The organism is Pseudomonas sp. LB3P25, from assembly GCF_054897985.1.
The window spans coordinates 5,412,057-5,429,760 of record NZ_CM142711.1; the positions used below are offsets into that span (position 1 = coordinate 5,412,057).

Annotated in this window: 21 protein-coding genes and 1 pseudogene; 5 read left to right on the plus strand and 17 right to left on the minus strand. The window is 60.2% G+C overall.

Annotated features, from left to right (window positions below; genetic code table 11):
- Window positions 1-54: 54 nt before the first annotated feature.
- Window positions 55-1,260 (plus strand): MFS transporter, encoded by a 1,206-nt coding sequence (locus tag ACYZTW_RS24875; protein WP_462002202.1) that lies wholly within the window; start codon window positions 55-57, stop codon window positions 1,258-1,260.
- Window positions 1,261-1,352: 92 nt separating this feature from the next.
- On the opposite strand, the gene ACYZTW_RS24880 is transcribed toward ACYZTW_RS24875, so the two are convergent.
- Together ACYZTW_RS24880 and ACYZTW_RS24885 are read right to left on the minus strand one after the other, a co-directional pair.
- Window positions 1,353-1,757 carry a type II toxin-antitoxin system HicB family antitoxin gene (locus ACYZTW_RS24880; RefSeq protein WP_056742059.1) on the minus strand — a complete coding sequence of 135 codons (405 nt, stop codon included), beginning with the start codon at window positions 1,755-1,757 and terminating at the stop codon, window positions 1,353-1,355.
- Window positions 1,757-1,969 carry a type II toxin-antitoxin system HicA family toxin gene (locus ACYZTW_RS24885; RefSeq protein ID WP_046046350.1) on the minus strand — a complete coding sequence of 71 codons (213 nt, stop codon included), beginning with the start codon at window positions 1,967-1,969 and terminating at the stop codon, window positions 1,757-1,759. Before ACYZTW_RS24885 ends, ACYZTW_RS24880 begins: the two co-directional genes overlap by 1 nt.
- A 280-nt stretch (window positions 1,970-2,249) precedes the next feature.
- Between ACYZTW_RS24885 and ACYZTW_RS24890 the strand changes: the two are divergent.
- Together ACYZTW_RS24890 and ACYZTW_RS24895 are read left to right on the plus strand one after the other, a co-directional pair.
- A pseudogene (locus tag ACYZTW_RS24890) lies at window positions 2,250-2,968 on the plus strand (SDR family oxidoreductase).
- Window positions 2,969-3,101: 133 nt separating this feature from the next.
- The gene (locus ACYZTW_RS24895) at window positions 3,102-3,989 is read left to right on the plus strand and encodes a LysR family transcriptional regulator (RefSeq protein WP_462002203.1); all 888 of its coding nucleotides are present in this window, start codon (window positions 3,102-3,104) and stop codon (window positions 3,987-3,989) included.
- Window positions 3,990-4,175: 186 nt separating this feature from the next.
- On the opposite strand, the gene ACYZTW_RS24900 is transcribed toward ACYZTW_RS24895, so the two are convergent.
- The 10 genes from ACYZTW_RS24900 to ccmA all read right to left on the minus strand — a co-directional run bounded on the left by ACYZTW_RS24900 (window position 4,176) and on the right by ccmA (window position 11,559).
- Window positions 4,176-4,580: a hypothetical protein gene (locus ACYZTW_RS24900; RefSeq protein WP_129442235.1), complete on the minus strand. Its 405-nt coding sequence runs from the start codon at window positions 4,578-4,580 to the stop codon at window positions 4,176-4,178.
- A gap of 14 nt (window positions 4,581-4,594) precedes the next feature.
- Window positions 4,595-5,797 (minus strand): c-type cytochrome biogenesis protein CcmI, encoded by a 1,203-nt coding sequence (gene ccmI, locus ACYZTW_RS24905; protein WP_462002204.1) that lies wholly within the window; start codon window positions 5,795-5,797, stop codon window positions 4,595-4,597.
- Window positions 5,790-6,263 carry a cytochrome c-type biogenesis protein gene (locus ACYZTW_RS24910; protein ID WP_462002205.1) on the minus strand — a complete coding sequence of 158 codons (474 nt, stop codon included), beginning with the start codon at window positions 6,261-6,263 and terminating at the stop codon, window positions 5,790-5,792. Before ACYZTW_RS24910 ends, ccmI begins: the two co-directional genes overlap by 8 nt.
- Window positions 6,260-6,796, minus strand: coding sequence for a DsbE family thiol:disulfide interchange protein (locus ACYZTW_RS24915; RefSeq protein WP_462002206.1), 537 nt, complete (start codon window positions 6,794-6,796; stop codon window positions 6,260-6,262). The genes ACYZTW_RS24910 and ACYZTW_RS24915 overlap by 4 nt, the downstream gene beginning before the upstream one ends.
- The gene (locus ACYZTW_RS24920) at window positions 6,793-8,796 is read right to left on the minus strand and encodes a heme lyase CcmF/NrfE family subunit (protein WP_462002207.1); all 2,004 of its coding nucleotides are present in this window, start codon (window positions 8,794-8,796) and stop codon (window positions 6,793-6,795) included. Before ACYZTW_RS24920 ends, ACYZTW_RS24915 begins: the two co-directional genes overlap by 4 nt.
- Window positions 8,797-8,799: 3 nt before the next feature.
- Window positions 8,800-9,255, minus strand: a complete 456-nt coding sequence (ccmE, locus tag ACYZTW_RS24925) for a cytochrome c maturation protein CcmE (RefSeq protein WP_008026817.1) — start codon at window positions 9,253-9,255, stop codon at window positions 8,800-8,802.
- Complete coding sequence (gene ccmD / locus ACYZTW_RS24930; RefSeq protein WP_008145547.1) at window positions 9,252-9,428, minus strand: heme exporter protein CcmD; 177 nt, start codon at window positions 9,426-9,428, stop codon at window positions 9,252-9,254. Before ccmD ends, ccmE begins: the two co-directional genes overlap by 4 nt.
- Window positions 9,425-10,180, minus strand: coding sequence for a heme ABC transporter permease (locus ACYZTW_RS24935; protein ID WP_460153768.1), 756 nt, complete (start codon window positions 10,178-10,180; stop codon window positions 9,425-9,427). Before ACYZTW_RS24935 ends, ccmD begins: the two co-directional genes overlap by 4 nt.
- A gap of 78 nt (window positions 10,181-10,258) precedes the next feature.
- Window positions 10,259-10,927: a heme exporter protein CcmB gene (gene ccmB, locus ACYZTW_RS24940; RefSeq protein WP_008155797.1), complete on the minus strand. Its 669-nt coding sequence runs from the start codon at window positions 10,925-10,927 to the stop codon at window positions 10,259-10,261.
- Window positions 10,924-11,559: a cytochrome c biogenesis heme-transporting ATPase CcmA gene (gene ccmA / locus ACYZTW_RS24945; protein WP_007894233.1), complete on the minus strand. Its 636-nt coding sequence runs from the start codon at window positions 11,557-11,559 to the stop codon at window positions 10,924-10,926. The genes ccmB and ccmA overlap by 4 nt, the downstream gene beginning before the upstream one ends.
- Window positions 11,560-12,022: 463 nt before the next feature.
- On the opposite strand from ccmA, the gene fliK reads away from it, so the two are divergent.
- Complete coding sequence (gene fliK, locus ACYZTW_RS24950) at window positions 12,023-13,597, plus strand: flagellar hook-length control protein FliK (RefSeq protein ID WP_462002208.1); 1,575 nt, start codon at window positions 12,023-12,025, stop codon at window positions 13,595-13,597.
- Entirely contained in the window at window positions 13,594-13,923 is a 330-nt protein-coding gene (locus ACYZTW_RS24955; RefSeq protein WP_462002209.1) for an EscU/YscU/HrcU family type III secretion system export apparatus switch protein, read from the plus strand. Before fliK ends, ACYZTW_RS24955 begins: the two co-directional genes overlap by 4 nt.
- A gap of 115 nt (window positions 13,924-14,038) precedes the next feature.
- On the opposite strand, the gene ACYZTW_RS24960 is transcribed toward ACYZTW_RS24955, so the two are convergent.
- From ACYZTW_RS24960 to motD, 5 genes are all read right to left on the minus strand, one after another.
- Window positions 14,039-14,431, minus strand: a complete 393-nt coding sequence (locus ACYZTW_RS24960) for a DUF2802 domain-containing protein (protein ID WP_462002210.1) — start codon at window positions 14,429-14,431, stop codon at window positions 14,039-14,041.
- The gene (locus tag ACYZTW_RS24965) at window positions 14,432-14,917 is read right to left on the minus strand and encodes a chemotaxis protein CheW (protein ID WP_131061597.1); all 486 of its coding nucleotides are present in this window, start codon (window positions 14,915-14,917) and stop codon (window positions 14,432-14,434) included.
- Between the two features lie 73 nt (window positions 14,918-14,990).
- Complete coding sequence (locus ACYZTW_RS24970) at window positions 14,991-15,857, minus strand: CheW domain-containing protein (protein WP_462002211.1); 867 nt, start codon at window positions 15,855-15,857, stop codon at window positions 14,991-14,993.
- Window positions 15,858-15,974: 117 nt separating this feature from the next.
- Window positions 15,975-16,763 carry a ParA family protein gene (locus ACYZTW_RS24975; RefSeq protein ID WP_046046365.1) on the minus strand — a complete coding sequence of 263 codons (789 nt, stop codon included), beginning with the start codon at window positions 16,761-16,763 and terminating at the stop codon, window positions 15,975-15,977.
- 43 nt (window positions 16,764-16,806) lie between these two features.
- Complete coding sequence (gene motD, locus ACYZTW_RS24980) at window positions 16,807-17,700, minus strand: flagellar motor protein MotD (protein WP_462002212.1); 894 nt, start codon at window positions 17,698-17,700, stop codon at window positions 16,807-16,809.
- Window positions 17,701-17,704: the final 4 nt, after the last annotated feature.

Here is a 17,704-nt window from a genome sequence, read left to right on the forward strand (position 1 = left end):
GTTCCGATAGCCCTTTAGCCTGCGCGCATTCTCTTTTGCTCAGCGAGACCCGTTATGAACCCAGCGACCCAGGTGCCCCACGGCACCGCGACAATGACCCGAGGCATGGTGCTGCTGTTTGCCTTCTGCTGCGGCGCCATCGTTGCCAACATTTACTACGCCCAACCGATCATCGGCCTGATCGCACCCGACATCGGCCTGACCAGCACCATGGCCAGCCTGATCGTTTCACTGACCCAGATCGGTTACGCGTTGGGTCTGTTCTTCCTGGTGCCGCTGGGTGATCTGCTGGAAAACCGTCGCTTGATGATCATCACTACCGTGGTGGCGATTGCCAGCCTGTTAGGCGCCGCGTTTACCGATCAGCCAAACGTGTTTTTGCTGATCTCGCTGCTTGTGGGGTTCAGTTCGGTGTCGGTGCAGATCCTGATTCCACTGGCTGCACATTTGGCCCCGGAAGAGTCTCGTGGCCGTGTGGTCGGCGGGATCATGGGCGGTTTGCTGTTGGGGATTCTGTTGGCGCGACCGGTGTCCAGCGTGGTGGCTGACCATTTCGGCTGGCGTGCGATGTTTGTGATTGCTGCGGTATTGATGGCGGCGATCAGCATGGTGTTGGCGCTGACGATTCCCAAGCGCCAGCCTGACCACAGCGCTTCTTATGGTCAGTTGCTGGGCTCTTTGTGGACCCTGCTGCGTCAACAACCGGTTTTGCGGCAGCGCGCGTTTTACCAGGGGTGCATGTTCGCCACCTTCAGCCTGTTCTGGACCGCCGTACCGCTGGAACTGGCGCGCAATCATGGCTTGTCGCAAACCCAGATCGCGATCTTCGCCCTGGTCGGGGCCATCGGCGCCATCGCCGCCCCCATCGCCGGTCGACTGGCCGATGCCGGCCACACTCGCATTGCTTCATTGCTGGCCCTGTTGTTCGCCAGCCTGAGCTTCCTGCCGGCGTTCATCCATCCGGTTTACAGCGTTATCGGCCTCGCCGTCACCGGTGTGGTACTCGACTTCTGCGTGCAGATGAACATGGTCCTCGGCCAACGCGCGGTCTACGCCCTCGACGCCAAAAGCCGCAGCCGCCTGAATGCGCTGTACATGACCAGCATCTTCATCGGTGGCGCGTTTGGTTCCTCGGTGGCCAGTGCGGTGTATGAACATGGCGGCTGGTTGTGGATCGTGATGGTGGGTAGCGCATTTCCGCTGCTGGCGTTGTTGCGGTTTTTGAGTGTTTCGCAGAAGCGTTCGTTGGCCACGGCATGAAGCTTTAAAAGCATCGCGGGCAAGTCGGACCGCCGCACCGCTTGCTCCTACGGGACCGAGGTTGCCTGCGATTGCTGTGTGACTGACACCACTCAATGCCGAACCAACTTCTCCATCGCCGCATCTGCCAGAAACGAAGAGCGGCTTTTGACATTGTGCTCACGCACATATCGGTCAATGCGCTGAATCACATAGCCAGGCAGCGTCACGTTGACCTTCTCGGTTTTGCCCATATAGGGCGCGATGTCCAGCTCCAGCATTCCCCAGCCCATGTCGGCAAAGTCCGGATTCCCACGGTGAGCGGCAGCAGATGTAGGCATCGGAATCGACTCCCCGTCAGCCGCAATCTCCTGAAGCATGATGTGGGCAATCTCGACCGCTGCGTTATAGGCATCTTCAAACGTATCCCCGGCCGTTACGGCGCCTGGAATATCGGGGATCTGAATACCGATGGCGGTGTTCTCGTCGCCCCACTCGATACAGATTGGATATTGCATTATGGATCTCCTGCGTAACTGGCTCCCGGGCAATACAACCCGGCTCGCCTCCTGATGCTTTTGACCGTCCCGATCGGCAAATCCTTTTTCGGATGAGGGACGGGTATCGTGTACGGGTTGTATCGGTGTTTGAAGATGTGATGGCTGCCAGTAATCCGATCCAGTATCCAGCCGGCCTCCTCCAATTCCTTGATCAATAGCCTGCTCTGCACCATTTGCCTCCTTGCTCAGGCCCAAACAAAAATAACCCTAGAGTTATCTTTACTCAAGCACAAAAATCCGGATTGCGACGCTCGGTTGTTTTACAGGGTGTGATTGCGGGCCACAGCATTCCTCCCAAGAATGAATCATTTCGCTCGGCGTGATCGGTTACGCCGAGGTCAACCCGGATTACACTCAGCGTCCTGAGCCTGACGCGATGCTGGATGCGATTCGCGGCTGAACGGATCAAATGCCGCCCGACCCGCGGCATGTTCTTTCAAGGAGTGTGCAATGACCCGACGTACCGTTCTCATCACCGGCGCCAGCAAAGGAATTGGCCGCGCGGTCGCCGAGCACCTGGACCGCGCGGGTCATCGGGTGGTCGGCATTGCCCGATCACCCGATCTGAGTTTTCCCGGCATTCTGTTTCCGCTGGACCTGAGCGACAGGGCACTGACTCAGGAAGTGCTGGCGGATCTGGCCAGGACTTATGAGTTCGATGGGTTGGTGAATAACGTCGGCCTGGTGCGCCCGCAGGTGCTGGGGGAAATCGACATTGACACGTTCGACGACGTGATGCGGATCAACCTGCATTCGGCGTTGCAGGCCACTCAGGCGCTGTTGCCGAACATGCGCGCCAAGGCCTGGGGTCGGGTGGTGAACATTTCCAGCCTGACCGTGCTGGGTATCACGCAGCGCACCGCCTACGCGGCGGCCAAAGCCGCGTTGATCAGCTTCACGCGATCCTGGGCGCTGGAACTGGCGCAAACCGGCGTGACGGTAAACGCCGTAGCCCCAGGGCCGACTGAAACCGAGCTGTTTCGCGCCAACAACCCGCCGGGCAGTGAGGGTGAAGCGCGTTATCTGGCCGGCGTGCAATGGGGCGTTTGGGGCAGCCGCAGGAGATCGCGGCGGCGATTGCGTTTTTGTTGTCTGAGCAGAGCGGGTTTATCACCGGGCAAACGTTGTTTGTCGATGGCGGCGCCTCAATCGGCAAAGCTGCGTTCTAACCAACAACACCCATTCCCCGTGTGGGAGCGAGCCTGCTCGCGATGGCGGACTGTCAGTCACATTAATGTTGGATGTGCCGCCATCATCGCGAGCAGGCTCGCTCCCACATTTTGATCTTCGCAAGGACTTCGGATGGACCGCCTCGGCGCAATGGAAACCTTCGTCTACGTGGTGGAAACCGGTTCGTTTTCCGCCGCCGCCCGACGCTTGAACATCGGCCAGCCCGCCGTCTCGAAAGCCATCGCGCAATTGGAGGCGCGCCTCGCGGTCAGGCTACTGTTGCGCTCGACTCGAGGCCTGACGCCGACCGAGGCCGGCCTGGCCTTTTTCGAGCGCTCCAAGCGTGCCATCAAAGAAGCCGATGAGGCTGACAATGCTGCTCGCGGTGCCGCCAGCGGCCTGACCGGTAACCTGCGCATCTGCGCCGCCGTGACCTTCGGCCGGCTGCACATCGTTCCGCACCTGGGGCCTTTCCTCGATCAAAACCCGGACCTGAACATCGACTTGATGCTGGACGATCGCAACGTCAATCTGGTGGAAGAAGGCGTCGACATCGCCCTGCGCATGGGCGCCCTGAGCGACTCCGGCCTCACCGCCCGCAAGATCGCCGAATGCCGGCGCATGGTGCTGGGCACGCCCGCTTATTTCGAAAAACACGGCGAGCCTACCTGCCCTGCCGATCTGAGCAAACACCAAGCAGTCGTCTACACCTTGGGTGGCGGTGCCAATTGGCAGTTCCACAACGGGACAGATGATCAGTCAGTCATCATCAGCGGGCGAATCCGCGTCAACGCCGCCGAAGGCCTGCGTGCAGCCGTGCTCGCCCATCAAGGGCTGACCATGGCGTCCGAATGGATGTTTGCACCGGAACTGGCCAACGGCGAGGTCAGAGAAGTGATGAAGGATTGGACGTTGCCGAATCAGGACCTTTGGGCGGTGTTTCCCACGGGAAGAATGGCCAGTGCGAAGGCTCGGACGTTTGTGGATTATGTTCAGGGGTTGTTGGCTAAGGGGGCCTAAAATCCACTCGTTTCGTTTATTGCGATTTTCGTTTGATTCGAAAAGATCGCAGGCTTTGCCAGCTCCTACCTTTATCGCGTACACCCGCCGGTCATTGTCGTACACGATCCTGTAGGAGCTGGCGAAGCCTGCGATCTTTTCAGACGCCAAAAAGCAAAACGGCGATCCAAGGATCGCCGTTTCTGTTTACTGCCCGAATTGCCGCCCCAACCCACCCGGCACACCATGGATATCTGTCTCTTCCCATGGCCCGTTCGGGCTGATCGATCGGCTCCATCCGTTATCCCAGCGGTAGTAAGTGCGCTGGCGGTAGAAGGTGTTGGTCTGATCATCGAGAACGTACACGCCGAGCTTGGCATCCCAATGGCTGTTGCCACCTGGTGGCGGCGCGAAGCTGGCGGAGGTGCGTGGCAGCGGTTTGGCGGGCTTGGCCGGGATGCTCGGCTTGCCCGGTGTTGGTGTGGGTGACGGCGTCGGACGCGGCTGCGACGGCGGGATCGGTGGCAGCCGTTCAGGCTGCTGCGGTTGGACCACACAAGCGCTTAACCCCAAAACCATACTGAGCAGGGTGATACGAGCGATGGCGGTCATAGTGGCGTTTCCTGTCATTTGTCCGGGCTGTCGATGGTCAGTGTTTGCTGCGCAGTGGTGCTGCTGGCCAGAGGCTGGCTGCGACCGATCCATTCGCCGGCAGTTGGTTTGCCGGCGCGGGAGATGCGCGCAACCAGTTGGACTTCAGGGAAGTTCGACAGTTTCAACTGCGGCATCATTGCATCGGCGTCGCCCAGCTCGACGGTCGCCGGCAAGTCGGCCACGGTCAGGCGCTTGGCGGCTAATGGCGCAGGAGGCCCTGCGGTGGCGCGGGCGAAGATGAATACGCTGTCGCCCGGCTGGACCTTGGTTTTCAGCTCTGGCGCCAGATCCACTCGCACCTTGAGCAGTGCTGCAACCTTGGCGGTTGGCGCCTGGGCCACCTTGCCGCCACTGGCTTCGAGTTTCTCGGTGGCCCGAGTGATGCCGCCTTGCAGCGCGGCGCGGGAATTGTCGTCCGGTGGCAGTTGCACCAGCAGGCGATTCCAGTAGTCGATGGCATCCTGGTAACGCTGGCTTTCAAAGGCAGCAATTCCGAGCAAGCCAAGGCTGGTGACTTCTTTCGGATCGGCTTTCAGCGCTTCGTCGGTCAGGGCCCGAACCTTATCCGACCACTTCTTGCCATCGGCGAAGTACTGGGCCTGCGCCCATTGGCCCAACAGTTCCGGCTGACGACCGGCCAGGTTCACCGTGCGTTCGAAGATCTTCGCCGCATCGCCAGGGCGATCCTGAGCCATGTACGTGCGACCGAGGAAATACAGGCCTTCAGCCGAATCCGGTTGAGCGGCGACCGCACGCTCCAGGCGACGGGTCATCTCTTCCATCGACTGTGGCGCCTGGGAGAATTCGCGGGTCAGTTCGACCTTGTCGCTGGCGCCAAAATGCAGATACAGGCCAAGACCCAGCACCGGCACCAGAATTGCCGCCAGCAAAGGCAACGGTTTACCCAAGCGGGACAAGCGCGGCGCCTCGACGCCTTCGGTGTCGGCGAGCAATTCACGGGCGGCTTCGGCGCGACCGGTGTCCATTTGCGCGGCATCGAGAACGCCCTCTTCCTGCTGAGTCTGCAACTCAGCCACGCGCTCCTGATACAGCGCGACGTTCAGTGCCGTACGATCTTCCTCAAGCTGGGCGCGACGACCACGCAGAACGGGAATCAGCAGAAAACTCAGGGCAACCAGAAGTAGCAGACCTGCAGCGAGCCAGAAATCAATCATTCTTGGTTTTATCCAACAGGTGGTCGAGGCGCTCACGCTCCTCGGCAGAGAGCTCATCCTTGGTGTCAGCGCGTTGCACGCGACGACGGCGGACGATCACGGCGATGATCACAAAACCGCCCAGCAGCAGGCCGGCCGGACCGAACCAGAGCAAAGCAGTCTTGGCGTTCAGAGCGGGTTTGTAGCGGACGAAATCACCGTAGCGGTCGACCATGAAGTCGATGATCTGCTGGTTGTCCTTGCCCTCGCCGAGCATGCGAAAAATCTCTTTGCGCAGGTCGGCGGCAATCGGTGCGTTGGAATCGGCAATGTCCTGATTCTGGCACTTGGGGCAACGCAGTTCTTTGGTCAGCTCACGAAAACGCTCACGGTCACTTTCTTTGGCGAACTCATAGGTATCAATGGCCGCGTGCGCCACGCCGGCCAGGCTCAAACCCAATACCGCAGCGGCGATCCAACGCTTCATGGCTTGGCCTCATCAACCAGCGCCTGATACTTGGCCGCCAGTTTTTCGCGCCAGACCTGTTCGTCTATCACGCCAACAAACTTGTCGCGGATGATGCCCTTGGCGTCGATGAAGAAGGTTTCCGGAGCGCCATAAACGCCGAGGTTCAAGCCCAGGGTGCCTGCGTCGTCACGGATGTCCAGCTGGTACGGATTGTGGAATTCCACCAGCCACTTCAAGGCGTCAGCGTTAACGTCCTTGTAGTTGATGCCGTAGATCAACACGCCCTTCTCGGCCAGTTTATTCAGTACCGGGTGCTCGACCCGGCAGGAAATACACCAGGTGCCCCAGACGTTGACCAGTGCCGGTTTACCCAGAATGTCGGCCTTGGTCAGGGTCTTGTCGCCCTGCACGGCCGGCAGGGAAAACTCCGGGAATGGCTTGTTGATCAGCGCCGAGGGCAACTCGGCCGGGTCCAGGTACAGACCGCGGTAAAGGAAAACAGCCACCACCAGAAAAATCACCAGCGGCAACAGCATCAACCAACGTTTCATGCAGTGGCTCCTGTCATGCCCAGTGCTTCACGCACACGGCTTTTCACCTTGACCCGGTAACGGCGATCCAGCGCCGCCAGCAACCCGCCCAAACCGGTGAGCAGACCACCGAACCAGATCCAGCGCACGAACGGTTTGACGTGGACGCGAACGGCCCACGCGCCGTCGCCCAACGGTTCGCCGAGAGCGACGTAGAGGTCACGGGTGAAACCGGCGTCGATCCCGGCTTCGGTCATCACCGAATTCTGCACGGTGTAGAGGCGTTTTTCCGGGTGCAGCACGCTGACTTCCTTGCCGTCGCGGATCACCCGTACGGTGCCCTTGTCGGAGGTGAAGTTCGGGCCTTCGAAATGCTTGGCGCCTTCGAACACGAAGTGGTAACCGGCCAGGTCCATGGATTCGCCCGGCGCCAGACGCAAATCGCGCTCGGCACTGTTCTGGCTCGACAGCACGACGCCGAGGGCACACACGGCGATGCCGAGGTGTGCGACCTGCATGCCCCAATAGCTGCGGGTCAGGGTCGGCAGGCCTTTGATCAGGCCTTTGTGGCGAGTCTTGTCGAAGATGTCACGCACACCGGCCAGCAACACCCAGGCAGCGAGCATGAACGTCGCAATCACCGCCCAGTTGAAATCGCCGTAAGCGACGCCAGCCACCACGGCCAGCGCGGCGCTGCCGAGCAACACCGGAGTCAGCATGCTCATCAGCCATTTGACCGGCGTGTCTTTCCAGCGCACCAGCATGCCGACCGCCATCACCAGCATCAGCAACGCCATCAACGGCACGAACAGTGCGTTGAAGTACGGCGGGCCGACCGACAGCTTGGCGCCGGTCATCGCATCGAGAATCAGCGGATACAAGGTGCCGAGCAGGATCATCGAAGCGGCGACGACCAGCACGAGGTTGTTACCCAGCAGCAGGGTTTCCCGGGACCAGAGATTGAAGCCGACGTGGCTCTTCACCACGGGAGCGCGCAGGGCAAACAGCGTCAGCGAACCACCGACCACAAACAGCAGGAAGATCAGGATGAACACGCCGCGCTCTGGGTCGGACGCAAAGGCGTGCACCGAGGTCAGCACGCCGGAACGCACGAGGAAGGTCCCCAGCAAGCTCAGCGAGAAGGCAGCGATGGCCAGCAACACGGTCCAGCTCTTGAACACGCCACGTTTTTCCGTGACCGCCAACGAGTGAATCAGCGCCGTACCCACCAGCCATGGCATGAAGGAGGCGTTTTCCACCGGATCCCAGAACCACCAGCCGCCCCAGCCGAGTTCGTAGTACGCCCACCACGAACCGAGGGTGATGCCGATACCAAGGAAGGCCCAGGCGACGATGGTCCACGGACGGGACCAGCGAGCCCACGCCGCATCAAGACGACCACCCAACAGTGCAGCGATGGCGAAAGCGAACGCCACGGAGAAACCGACATAGCCCATGTACAGCATCGGCGGATGAACGATCAGGCCGATGTCTTGCAGCAGTGGGTTGAGGTCACGACCGTCCGCAGGAATTTGCGGCAGGATCCGTGCAAACGGGTTGGACGTGAGGATCAGGAACAGCAGGAAACCGGTGCTGATCATGCCCATCACCGCCAACACCCGCGCCAGCATCACTTGCGGCAATTGTCGGGAGAACACCGACACCGCGAAGGTCCAGCCGCCGAGGATCAACGCCCAGAGCAACAATGACCCTTCGTGAGCGCCCCACACCGCGCTGAACTTGTAGTACCACGGCAACGCGCTGTTGGAGTTGCTGGCCACATAGGCGACGGAGAAGTCGTCGGCCATGAAGGCGTAAGTCAGGCAACCGAACGCGAACAGCAGAAACGCGAACTGCCCCCAGGCGGCCGGTTGGGCGAGGCTCATCCACAAGCGGTCACCGCGCCAGGCACCGAACAACGGCACCACGGCCTGAACCAGCGCGAAACACAGCGCCAGAATCATGGCCAGGTGGCCGAGTTCGGGGATAAACAGCCCTGAGCCAATAAGTTCGGACGTCATCGATCAACCCTCCTTCGCGGGCGTTGGAGCAGATTGACCGCTGTCTTTCAAAGCCTTGGTCACTTCCGGCGGCATGTACTTCTCGTCGTGCTTGGCCAGCACTTCGTCGGCCACCACCACGCCGTCGGCGTTGAGCTTGCCCAGGGCAACGATGCCCTGCCCTTCGCGGAACAGGTCCGGGAGGATACCGCGGTAGCTGATGGTCACGGATTTATTAAAGTCGGTGACGATGAATTTCACGTCCAGCGAATCGCCAGAACGTTGTAGCGAACCTTTCTCGACCATGCCGCCGGCGCGGATGCGCGTGTCTTGCGGGGCTTCGCCGTTGGCGATCTGGGTCGGGGTGTAAAACAGATTGATGTTCTGCTGCAGGGCGCTCAGGGCCAGGCCGACGGCAGCGCCGACACCGACCAGGATCGCGAGAATAATGATAAGACGCTTTTTGCGCAGCGGATTCACTTGCCGTTCTCCCGGCGCAGACGACGCGCCTCTTGTTGCAGATACCGCTTGCGGGCCAGGATCGGCGCCGCCACGTTGAGGGCCAGCACCGCCAGGCAGATGCCATAGGCTGACCAGACATACAGGGCATGATGGCCCATGGCGAGGAAGTCGCCGAATGAAGCAAAACTCATCGAACGGCCTCCAGACTGTTCTGCACTTCGGCCTTGACCCAACTGGCGCGGGCTTCGCGCTTGAGCACCTCAAGGCGCATGCGCAGCAGCAACACCGCGCCGAAGAAACAGTAGAAACCCAGTACCGTCAGCAGCAGTGGCAGCCACATCTCGGCCGGCATCGCCGGTTTTTCGGTGAGGGTGAATGTCGCGCCCTGGTGCAGGGTGTTCCACCACTCCACCGAGTATTTGATGATCGGGATGTTGATCACGCCGACAATCGCCAATACCGCGCAGGCCTTGGCGGCACTGTCACGATTGCTGATCGCGTTGCCCAGCGCAATAAGACCGAAGTACAGAAACAGCAGAATAAGCATGGACGTAAGTCGTGCATCCCAGACCCACCACGAACCCCAGGTCGGTTTGCCCCAGATCGCGCCGGTGACCAGCGCCACGGCGGTCATCCAGGCGCCGATGGGGGCCGCGCATTGCAGGGCGACGTCGGCCAGCTTCATCTTCCACACCAACCCGACGATGCCGCACACGGCCAGCATCACGTAGCAGGACTGCGCCAGCATGGCGGCCGGAACGTGGATATAAATGATGCGAAAGCTGTTGCCCTGCTGGTAGTCCGGCGGCGCAAAGGCCAGGCCCCATACTACGCCAACGCCGATCAGCAGCAACGCCGCGACGCTCAGCCACGGCAGCAGTTTGCCACTGATGCCGTAAAACCATTTGGGCGAGCCGAGCTTATGAAACCAAGTCCAGTTCATTACTGTTTCCATCACGGTTGCTGCTCGTCATCACGAGCAGCCAAGGGTCTTTACTGGTTAAAAAATAACCAGACCTCATTATTCGCCGACGCTGATCTTCAGGCCAGCAGCTATTGCAAAAGGTGTCAGGGTTATCGCCAGGGCGGTCAGGCTACCAAGCCACAGGAGATAACCGGTCGCCGGCATGCCCTGCAATGCCGCCTGCAAGGCGCCACTGCCAAGAATCAACACCGGGATGTACAACGGCAGAATCAGCAGCGCCAGCAACAGGCCACCGCGCTTCAATCCCACCGTCAGGGCTGCGCCCACCGCACCGAGCAGGCTCAGCACCGGTGTACCCAGCAACAACGAAAGCAGCAACACCGGCAGACAAGCGGTTGGCAAACCCAGCATCAATGCCAGCAGTGGAGCGAGCAAAACCAGTGCCAGGCCAGAGAAGGACCAGTGTGCCAGTACCTTGGCCAAAACCAGAAGAGGCAGGGGGTGCGACGAAAGGACCCACTGTTCAAGCGATCCGTCTTCGAAATCACTGCGGAAAAGCCCGTCCAGCGAGAGCAAAACCGATAAAAGGGCCGCTACCCAGACCAGTCCCGGAGACAAGGTTTGCAACAATTGAGACTCGGGTCCGACCGCCAACGGGAACAGGGAAACGACGATCGCGAAAAATACGAGCGGATTGGCCAGTTCAGCAGGACGGCGGAACAGCAGACGGGCCTCGCGGGCGACCAACAGGCCGAAAACACTCATACGGCCCAGTTCCCCAGATCAATGTCGCGATAGCCGGCCGGCATCCGGGTCAGCGTGTGGTGAGTGGTCAAGACCACCATGCCGCCGCGTTCACAGTGTGCGGCCAGGTGTTCTTCGAGTTGCGCCACGCCTTGTTTGTCGAGCGCGGTGAACGGTTCATCGAGAATCCATAGCGGCGGGCTTTCCAGGTACAGCCGCGCCAACGCAACCCGGCGTTGCTGCCCGGCAGACAGCGTATGGCAAGGAACATCCTCGAAACCGCGCAGTCCGACGGCCGTCAGCGCTTGCCAGATCGCCTCATGGGAGGCCGGTTGATGCAGGGCGCACAGCCAGCTCAGATTCTCTTCCGGCGTCAGCAAGTCCTTGATCCCGGCAGCATGGCCGATCCACAGCAGGTTGCGCGCCAGCTCAAAGCGTTGCTCGTTCAATGGCTGGCCGTTGAGCAGCACCTGACCGGCAGTCGGCTGCATCAGACCGCAAAGCAGACGTAAAAGGCTGGTTTTGCCACTGCCGTTGGGGCCGCTGATTTGCAACATTTCGCCACTGGCCAGTCTCAATTCGAGATTTTCGAAGAGCAGCCGAAGGTCTCGCTCACAGGCGAGGGCAACGGTTTGCAGGACAGGACTGGTCAAGAGATCGCGGGCCTTTTGGGTTCAAGTCGGCAGTGGAGCGGCCGTTAAAGATATGCAGGATAAATGCATTGGCGGCCCGTTCTAAGGAGCTGGATCAAGTATTTGAAATGTTTTCAGCGCCCCGGATACAACGGGGCCGCATTATACATGCCATGCCCCAACAGGGCGTGTTGACGTTAAATGATGGTCGCGCCGCCACCCCGGAAGGCACAAGACTAGGCATGAGGAGCGAAGTTTGGTATTCCAAATGAGTAACGAATAACGACGTATTGCGCCTTCCGGGGTGGCGGCCCTTCGGGTTGGCGTTGTGAGCGTGCCATGCTGCGTTGCAAGACTTGGTAAGGAAACGACCCTTACCGGCGTCTTGCGCCTTGCCTGGCACGCTCACAACGCCAACGCGATCCATCATTTAACGTCAACACGCCCTGTTCAAGAGGGCAATTTCCTCAGGTTGTGACCGCGTATGACAGGCGAAATGAACATCCTCCCGCTACCGCAGACCACGCCCGCGACTTCGCGGCCGCTGGTGGTAAGTGGCGACCTGCTGAAGTTACTGACGCCGATGGAGGGCCTGATCACTGCGGGCCAGACCGCCAAGGCCGAAGTGCTGTCACTCAAGCAGGCGGATCAGACCTTTCAACTGTTGCTCAAGGTCACCCTCGACAGCGGCCGTCAGACCACGGTCCAGGCCACCAGCACCCAACCGTTGCCTCAGGGCACCAGCCTGGCGATCACCCAGCCGTCGGCGGGTAATCTGGCCGTCACCGTGCAACAGGCCATCGCCTCCAGCATCGCCACCCTCACCCGTATCGACACGGCGCAACTGCCAGTCGGCACGCTGCTGCAAGGCAAAGTGCTGACCTCTCAGGTGTTGCCGCAGGTGCCGGGCCAGCCGACGGTGTTTCGCTCGATGGTGAGCTTGCTCAACACCGCGCTGAGCGGCAGCACCCTGAGCATCGACAGCCCCACGCCGCTACGCATCGGCACCTTGCTGAGCGCGCTGGTTCAAGACACCCAGACGTTGAAATTCGTGCCATTGAGCAGCCGCCAGGAGCAATTGGCGGTGACCCAACAACTGGTCAGTCAACAGAGCCGCCAAGGCTCGCTGGATGGCCTGCTCAAACTCCTGCAAAACCTGCCGTCCTCGAATCAGACGTCCAGTGATCTGCGTGCCGCCGTCGACACGTTGCTCGCCGGCCTGCCCGATGTTCAACAACTCAGCACGCCAAAGGGGTTGGCCCAGGCACTGGCCAATAGCGGGCTGTTCCTTGAAGCCAAACTGCTCAGCGGTCAGAACCCGACACTGGCCCCGGACATGAAAGGCGATCTGCTCAAGCTGATCGCACAACTGACGCCAGGCCTGCCGGCCAACACCAATCTCAACGCGATCATTGCCGCCAACACTTTGGCCCAGGCCATGCCGAACTTCGTGCGCAGCGCCCTCGGCATGCTCGGTCAGATCAGCGCCAAACCGCAGCCAACCAGCTTCCCGCTGCCCGAGCGCCTGTTACAAAGCATGGACGGCGAAGGCGATCTCGAGCACTTGCTGCGTTTGGCAGCAGCGGCTGTTTCACGCCTGCAAAGCCATCAGCTGTCGAGCCTGGAACAGACTGGCGTCACTGACGACGGACGGTTGATGAGCACTTGGCAACTGGAAATCCCGATGCGCAATCTGCAGGACATCGTGCCGTTGCAGGTCAAGTTCCAGCGCGAAGAAGCGCCCGAGAAGGAACAGCAAAACGAACGCCGCGATGAGCGCGAACCCAAACAACAATTGTGGCGAGTGGACCTGGCGTTCGACATGGAGCCTTTAGGCCCGCTGCAGATTCAGGCACAACTGATCAAAGGCAGCTTGTCCAGCCAGCTGTGGGCCGAACGCCCGTACACCGCCAGCCTGATCGAAAGTCATCTGGCCGAACTGCGCCAGCGTCTGCTGGCGTCCGGCCTGAATGTCGGCGATCTCGATTGCCACCTCGGCACACCGCCACAAGGCCCTCAAACCCGTCTCGAACAACGCTGGGTCGACGAAACCGCATGAGAAACCCCAACACCCCGCGCCAGGCCATCGCCCTCAAGTACGACGGCAGCCACGCCCCGACCCTCACGGCCAAGGGCGACGAAGCACTGGCCGAAGCCATTCTGAAGATTGCCCGCGATTATGAAGTGCCCATCTACGAAAACGCCGAACTGGTGAAACTGCTGGCGCGGATGGAATTGGGGGAGAGTATTCCGGAAGAGTTGTATCGCACGATTGCCGAGATTATTGCGTTTGCGTGGAATCTGAAGGGCAAGTTTCCGACAGGACAAGATCCTGATGCGCCGATGGTCGAGAAGGACATTACCGAGCGCGGGGATGATTATTGATGTGTGTTGAATGCAAAAGATCGCAGCCTCGTTTCACTCGACAGCTCCTACAGGGCGTATGCCATCCCAATGTAGGAGCTGTCGAGTGAAACGAGGCTGCGATCTTTTGATCTTCTCAGTTCTTGTGAAGCTTACTCATCAACTCCGCCTCAGCCTGGGTCAACCCGCAGGACTGAGTCAGTTCATCGACGCTCGCGCCCATCCCGACCAATCGCGCCGCTTGGGCAAACGACAGGCTCGACGGGTCGCGCTGTTCCAGCTGAGCCAGTTTGTCCGGCAAGGGGCCAACCACCGCGCGCAGTTCGTGCAGGTCTTCACCCATGCGCACGTTGCCGCTCTGGTAGTCCTCGACGCGCTTGGCCAAGTCCTTGATGCGCTGATCACGCAGCGCATCGCCCTGGGCCTGTTGCGCGGCGATCAGTCGTTGGCCTCGTATGTACGCCAGAAACATCGCCAGCGTGCCTGCCCAGAACAGGAACAGGACAATGACCGCCACCTCAAGAATCAATCAGATGTTCTCCAGGTCCGACCATTCTTCTTCGCTCATCATCTTGTCCAGCTCGACCAGGATCAGCAGTTCGTTGTTCTTGTTGCACACGCCTTGAATGAACTTGGCGGATTCTTCGTTACCGACGTTCGGCGCGGTTTCGATTTCCGACTGACGCAGGTAAACCACTTCGGCCACGCTATCGACCATGATCCCAACGACTTGCTTGTCGGCTTCGATGATGACGATACGGGTGTTGTCGCTGATCTCGGCGTTCATCAGGCCGAAGCGCTGACGGGTGTCGATCACGGTGACCACGTTACCGCGCAGGTTGATGATGCCCAGCACGTAGCTCGGGGCACCCGGGACCGGGGCGATTTCGGTGTAACGCAGGACTTCCTGAACGCGCATCACGTTGATGCCGTAGGTTTCATTGTCCAGCTTGAAGGTTACCCATTGCAGGATCGGATCTTCGGAACCCTTTGCAGACGACGCCTTATCATTCATACCCTGACCCCTCGAAAAACCGCCCTAGCGGTGTGTGTTCTGTGCAGCGGCAGTGACTGCCGTCGCGTGCTTGTTATGTTGGTTTGTGAGTCGGCTTGGTGCCGCTCATGTGCTTTGCCCCGCCGCTGGCGATCAACTCGGCCAGTGCGGAAACGTCTAGCAATGCACACATGTGCTCAATCACCGTGCCCGCGAGCCATGGCCGCTGACCTCGATGACTTCTCCATTTGATTTCGTTCGGGTCCAGGCGCAACGAACGGCTGACCTGATGCACCGCCAGCCCCCACTCGTAGCCCTGAACCGAAATAACGTATTGCAGGCCCTGGCGGAAATCGTCGCGGTAACGGTCGGGCATGACCCAACGCGCGGTGTCCAATACTTTCAGGTTACCGGCCTGGCTTGGCAGGATCCCGAGGAACCATTCCGGCTGTCCGAACAGCGGCGTAAGCTCGTGGCCGGCCAACGAATAAATCGAGCCCAGGCACACCAGCGGCACGGCCAGGGTCAGCCCGGCGACGTCGAACAACAGGCATTCGAATGGCTCGGCAGCCCAGGACGGACGACCATCGGTTTCCACCGGTGGCGGCGTGTTACTCGGCGGCAGGTGGACTTCGACCACCGGCGGCACCAAGGCTTGCAGTAGCGGGGCGATGGTCGATACCGGCGCGAGAACCGGCGCTGGCGCTTCGAGTACGGCTACCGGTGCTTTCGCCAGGGGCGCTGCTACCGGCGCGGCAACCACGGCGGGTTTCTGCGCATCGCGAGCCTGTTCTTCGAGCACCGCCGCCTGGAACTCGTCCAGCGCAGATTCAACTTCGACCACTGCGGGTAGCGTTTCGATTTGCGGCGGTAATTCTTCGGTCGCCTCCATCAGCAAGCTGTCCAGATAGGACTGCAGCGCCAGTTGCGGACGCGAGGTGATCTTGACCGGCCGATTCATGGGAGCACCCTTGTAGGAGCTGCCGCAGGCTGCGATCTTTTGGCGATTTCAAGGACGTCACAAAGCAAGATCAAAAGATCGCAGCCTGCGGCAGCTCCTACAGGAATTGAGTTCATCTCACGCCACCTGCGGAACAAGTTGTGCGGCCAGCAAATGCTTGAGCAACGCGCGATAAGCCAGCACCCCACGGCTCTTGCCGTCGAACTGCGAAGGCGTCACGCCGGCACGGCTGGCATCACGCAAGCGAGTATCGACTGGAATGTAGCCCTGCCAGATTTCTTCCGGGTACTTGTCGCGCAACACCCGCAGCGTGCCGAGGGAGGCCTGCGTGCGGCGGTCGAACAAGGTCGGCACGATACTGAAAGGCAGCGCCTGTTTACGTGAACGGTTGATCATTGCCAGGGTATTGACCATGCGCTCCAGACCTTTGACCGCCAGGTGTTCGGTCTGTACCGGAATCACCAATTGCTGGCTCGCCGCCAAGGCATTGACCATCAGCACGCCGAGCAACGGCGGGCTGTCGATCACGGCGTAATCGAAGTCCTGCCAAAGTTGCGCCAGGCTCTTGGCAATCACCAGCCCCAAACCACTCTGACCTGGCGACTGGCGCTCAAGGGTCGCGAGTGCGGTGCTTGACGGCAACAGGGAAATACTCTCGTGGCTGGTGGGCAACAACAACTGACCGGGCAAGCCTTGCGGCACACTGCCCTTGTGCAGGAACAAGTCGTAGCTGCTGTGTTCCAGACTGTCGGGGTCGTAACCGAAGTAGCTGGTCATGGAGCCGTGGGGGTCGAGATCGACCACAACCACGCGCTTGCCCGCCTCGGCCAGTAATCCGGCTAAAGCGATAGAGGAAGTGGTTTTACCGACACCACCCTTTTGATTGGCGACTGCCCAGACTCTCATTCGGATTGTTCCTCCCGGTCGAAATGGTCGACCGAGGAAAAGCTCAACGTATTAATGCGGGTGACGGAGAATTGACGGCACTCTCTCGTCCCGGCGACTTGACCGGGGTCGGTGCAGTTTGTGTGCCAGCACGCTTCAACGCGGCATCCGGTTTCGCATTGGCCGTTCCAGTACCGGTGAGGCTGCGGCGTACATCGAGATTTCGTGACACCACCAGCACGACGCGACGGTTACGCGCCCGCCCCTCGGCAGTCGCGTTGTTGGCCACCGGCTGGAACTCGCCGTAACCCACCGACGCCAGACGACCGGGGTTCACACCCTGCATCGCCAGCATGCGCACGATACTCGCCGAACGGGCCGAGGACAGCTCCCAGTTGGTCGGGTATTGCGCGGTGCGGATCGGTTGATCGTCAGTGAAGCCTTCGACGTGAATCGGGTTGTCGAACGGCTTAAGAATCGCGGCAACCTTGTCGATGATGTTGAACGCGATGTCGCTGGGCATGGCGTCGCCGCTGCCGAACAACAGGCTGGAATTGAGTTCGATCTCGACCCACAGCTCGTTGCCGCGAATGGTCATCTGGTTGGAGCTGATCAGGTCGCCGAACGCCGCGCTGATATCGTCGGCGATGCTTTTGAGCGGATCGTTGGCGGCTTGGGCAATGCCGGCGTCGACCTGCTCGCTGTCCTTGACCAACGGCTTGGCCGGGGTGACGGTCTTCGGTCGCTCGTCACCAATCGGGATCGGCTTGAGGGCGCGGTCGGAGTCGGTAAAGACCCCGATCAGCGCTTCGGAAATGACCTTGTACTTGCCTTCGTTGATCGAAGAGATCGAGTACATCACGACGAAGAAAGCGAACAGCAACGTAATGAAGTCGGCGTACGAAACCAGCCAACGCTCATGGTTTACATGTTCTTCAGGTTGGCGACGACGTGCCATGGTC

Excerpts from the sequence above, each read along its gene's own strand:
- ACYZTW_RS24875 (WP_462002202.1), top strand. The coding sequence starts at position 55 with ATGAACCCAGCGACCCAGGTGCCCCACGGCACCGCGACAATGACCCGA.
- ACYZTW_RS24880 (WP_056742059.1), bottom strand. The coding sequence starts at position 1,757 with ATGCAATATCCAATCTGTATCGAGTGGGGCGACGAGAACACCGCCATC.
- ACYZTW_RS24895 (WP_462002203.1), top strand. The coding sequence starts at position 3,102 with ATGGACCGCCTCGGCGCAATGGAAACCTTCGTCTACGTGGTGGAAACC.
- ACYZTW_RS24900 (WP_129442235.1), bottom strand. The coding sequence starts at position 4,580 with ATGACCGCCATCGCTCGTATCACCCTGCTCAGTATGGTTTTGGGGTTA.
- ccmI (WP_462002204.1), bottom strand. The coding sequence starts at position 5,797 with ATGATTGATTTCTGGCTCGCTGCAGGTCTGCTACTTCTGGTTGCCCTG.
- ACYZTW_RS24910 (WP_462002205.1), bottom strand. The coding sequence starts at position 6,263 with ATGAAGCGTTGGATCGCCGCTGCGGTATTGGGTTTGAGCCTGGCCGGC.
- ACYZTW_RS24915 (WP_462002206.1), bottom strand. The coding sequence starts at position 6,796 with ATGAAACGTTGGTTGATGCTGTTGCCGCTGGTGATTTTTCTGGTGGTG.
- ACYZTW_RS24920 (WP_462002207.1), bottom strand. The coding sequence starts at position 8,796 with ATGACGTCCGAACTTATTGGCTCAGGGCTGTTTATCCCCGAACTCGGC.
- ccmD (WP_008145547.1), bottom strand. The coding sequence starts at position 9,428 with ATGAGTTTTGCTTCATTCGGCGACTTCCTCGCCATGGGCCATCATGCC.
- ACYZTW_RS24935 (WP_460153768.1), bottom strand. The coding sequence starts at position 10,180 with ATGAACTGGACTTGGTTTCATAAGCTCGGCTCGCCCAAATGGTTTTAC.
- ccmB (WP_008155797.1), bottom strand. The coding sequence starts at position 10,927 with ATGAGTGTTTTCGGCCTGTTGGTCGCCCGCGAGGCCCGTCTGCTGTTC.
- fliK (WP_462002208.1), top strand. The coding sequence starts at position 12,023 with ATGACAGGCGAAATGAACATCCTCCCGCTACCGCAGACCACGCCCGCG.
- ACYZTW_RS24955 (WP_462002209.1), top strand. The coding sequence starts at position 13,594 with ATGAGAAACCCCAACACCCCGCGCCAGGCCATCGCCCTCAAGTACGAC.
- ACYZTW_RS24965 (WP_131061597.1), bottom strand. The coding sequence starts at position 14,917 with ATGAATGATAAGGCGTCGTCTGCAAAGGGTTCCGAAGATCCGATCCTG.
- ACYZTW_RS24970 (WP_462002211.1), bottom strand. The coding sequence starts at position 15,857 with ATGAATCGGCCGGTCAAGATCACCTCGCGTCCGCAACTGGCGCTGCAG.
- ACYZTW_RS24975 (WP_046046365.1), bottom strand. The coding sequence starts at position 16,763 with ATGAGAGTCTGGGCAGTCGCCAATCAAAAGGGTGGTGTCGGTAAAACC.
- motD (WP_462002212.1), bottom strand. The coding sequence starts at position 17,700 with ATGGCACGTCGTCGCCAACCTGAAGAACATGTAAACCATGAGCGTTGG.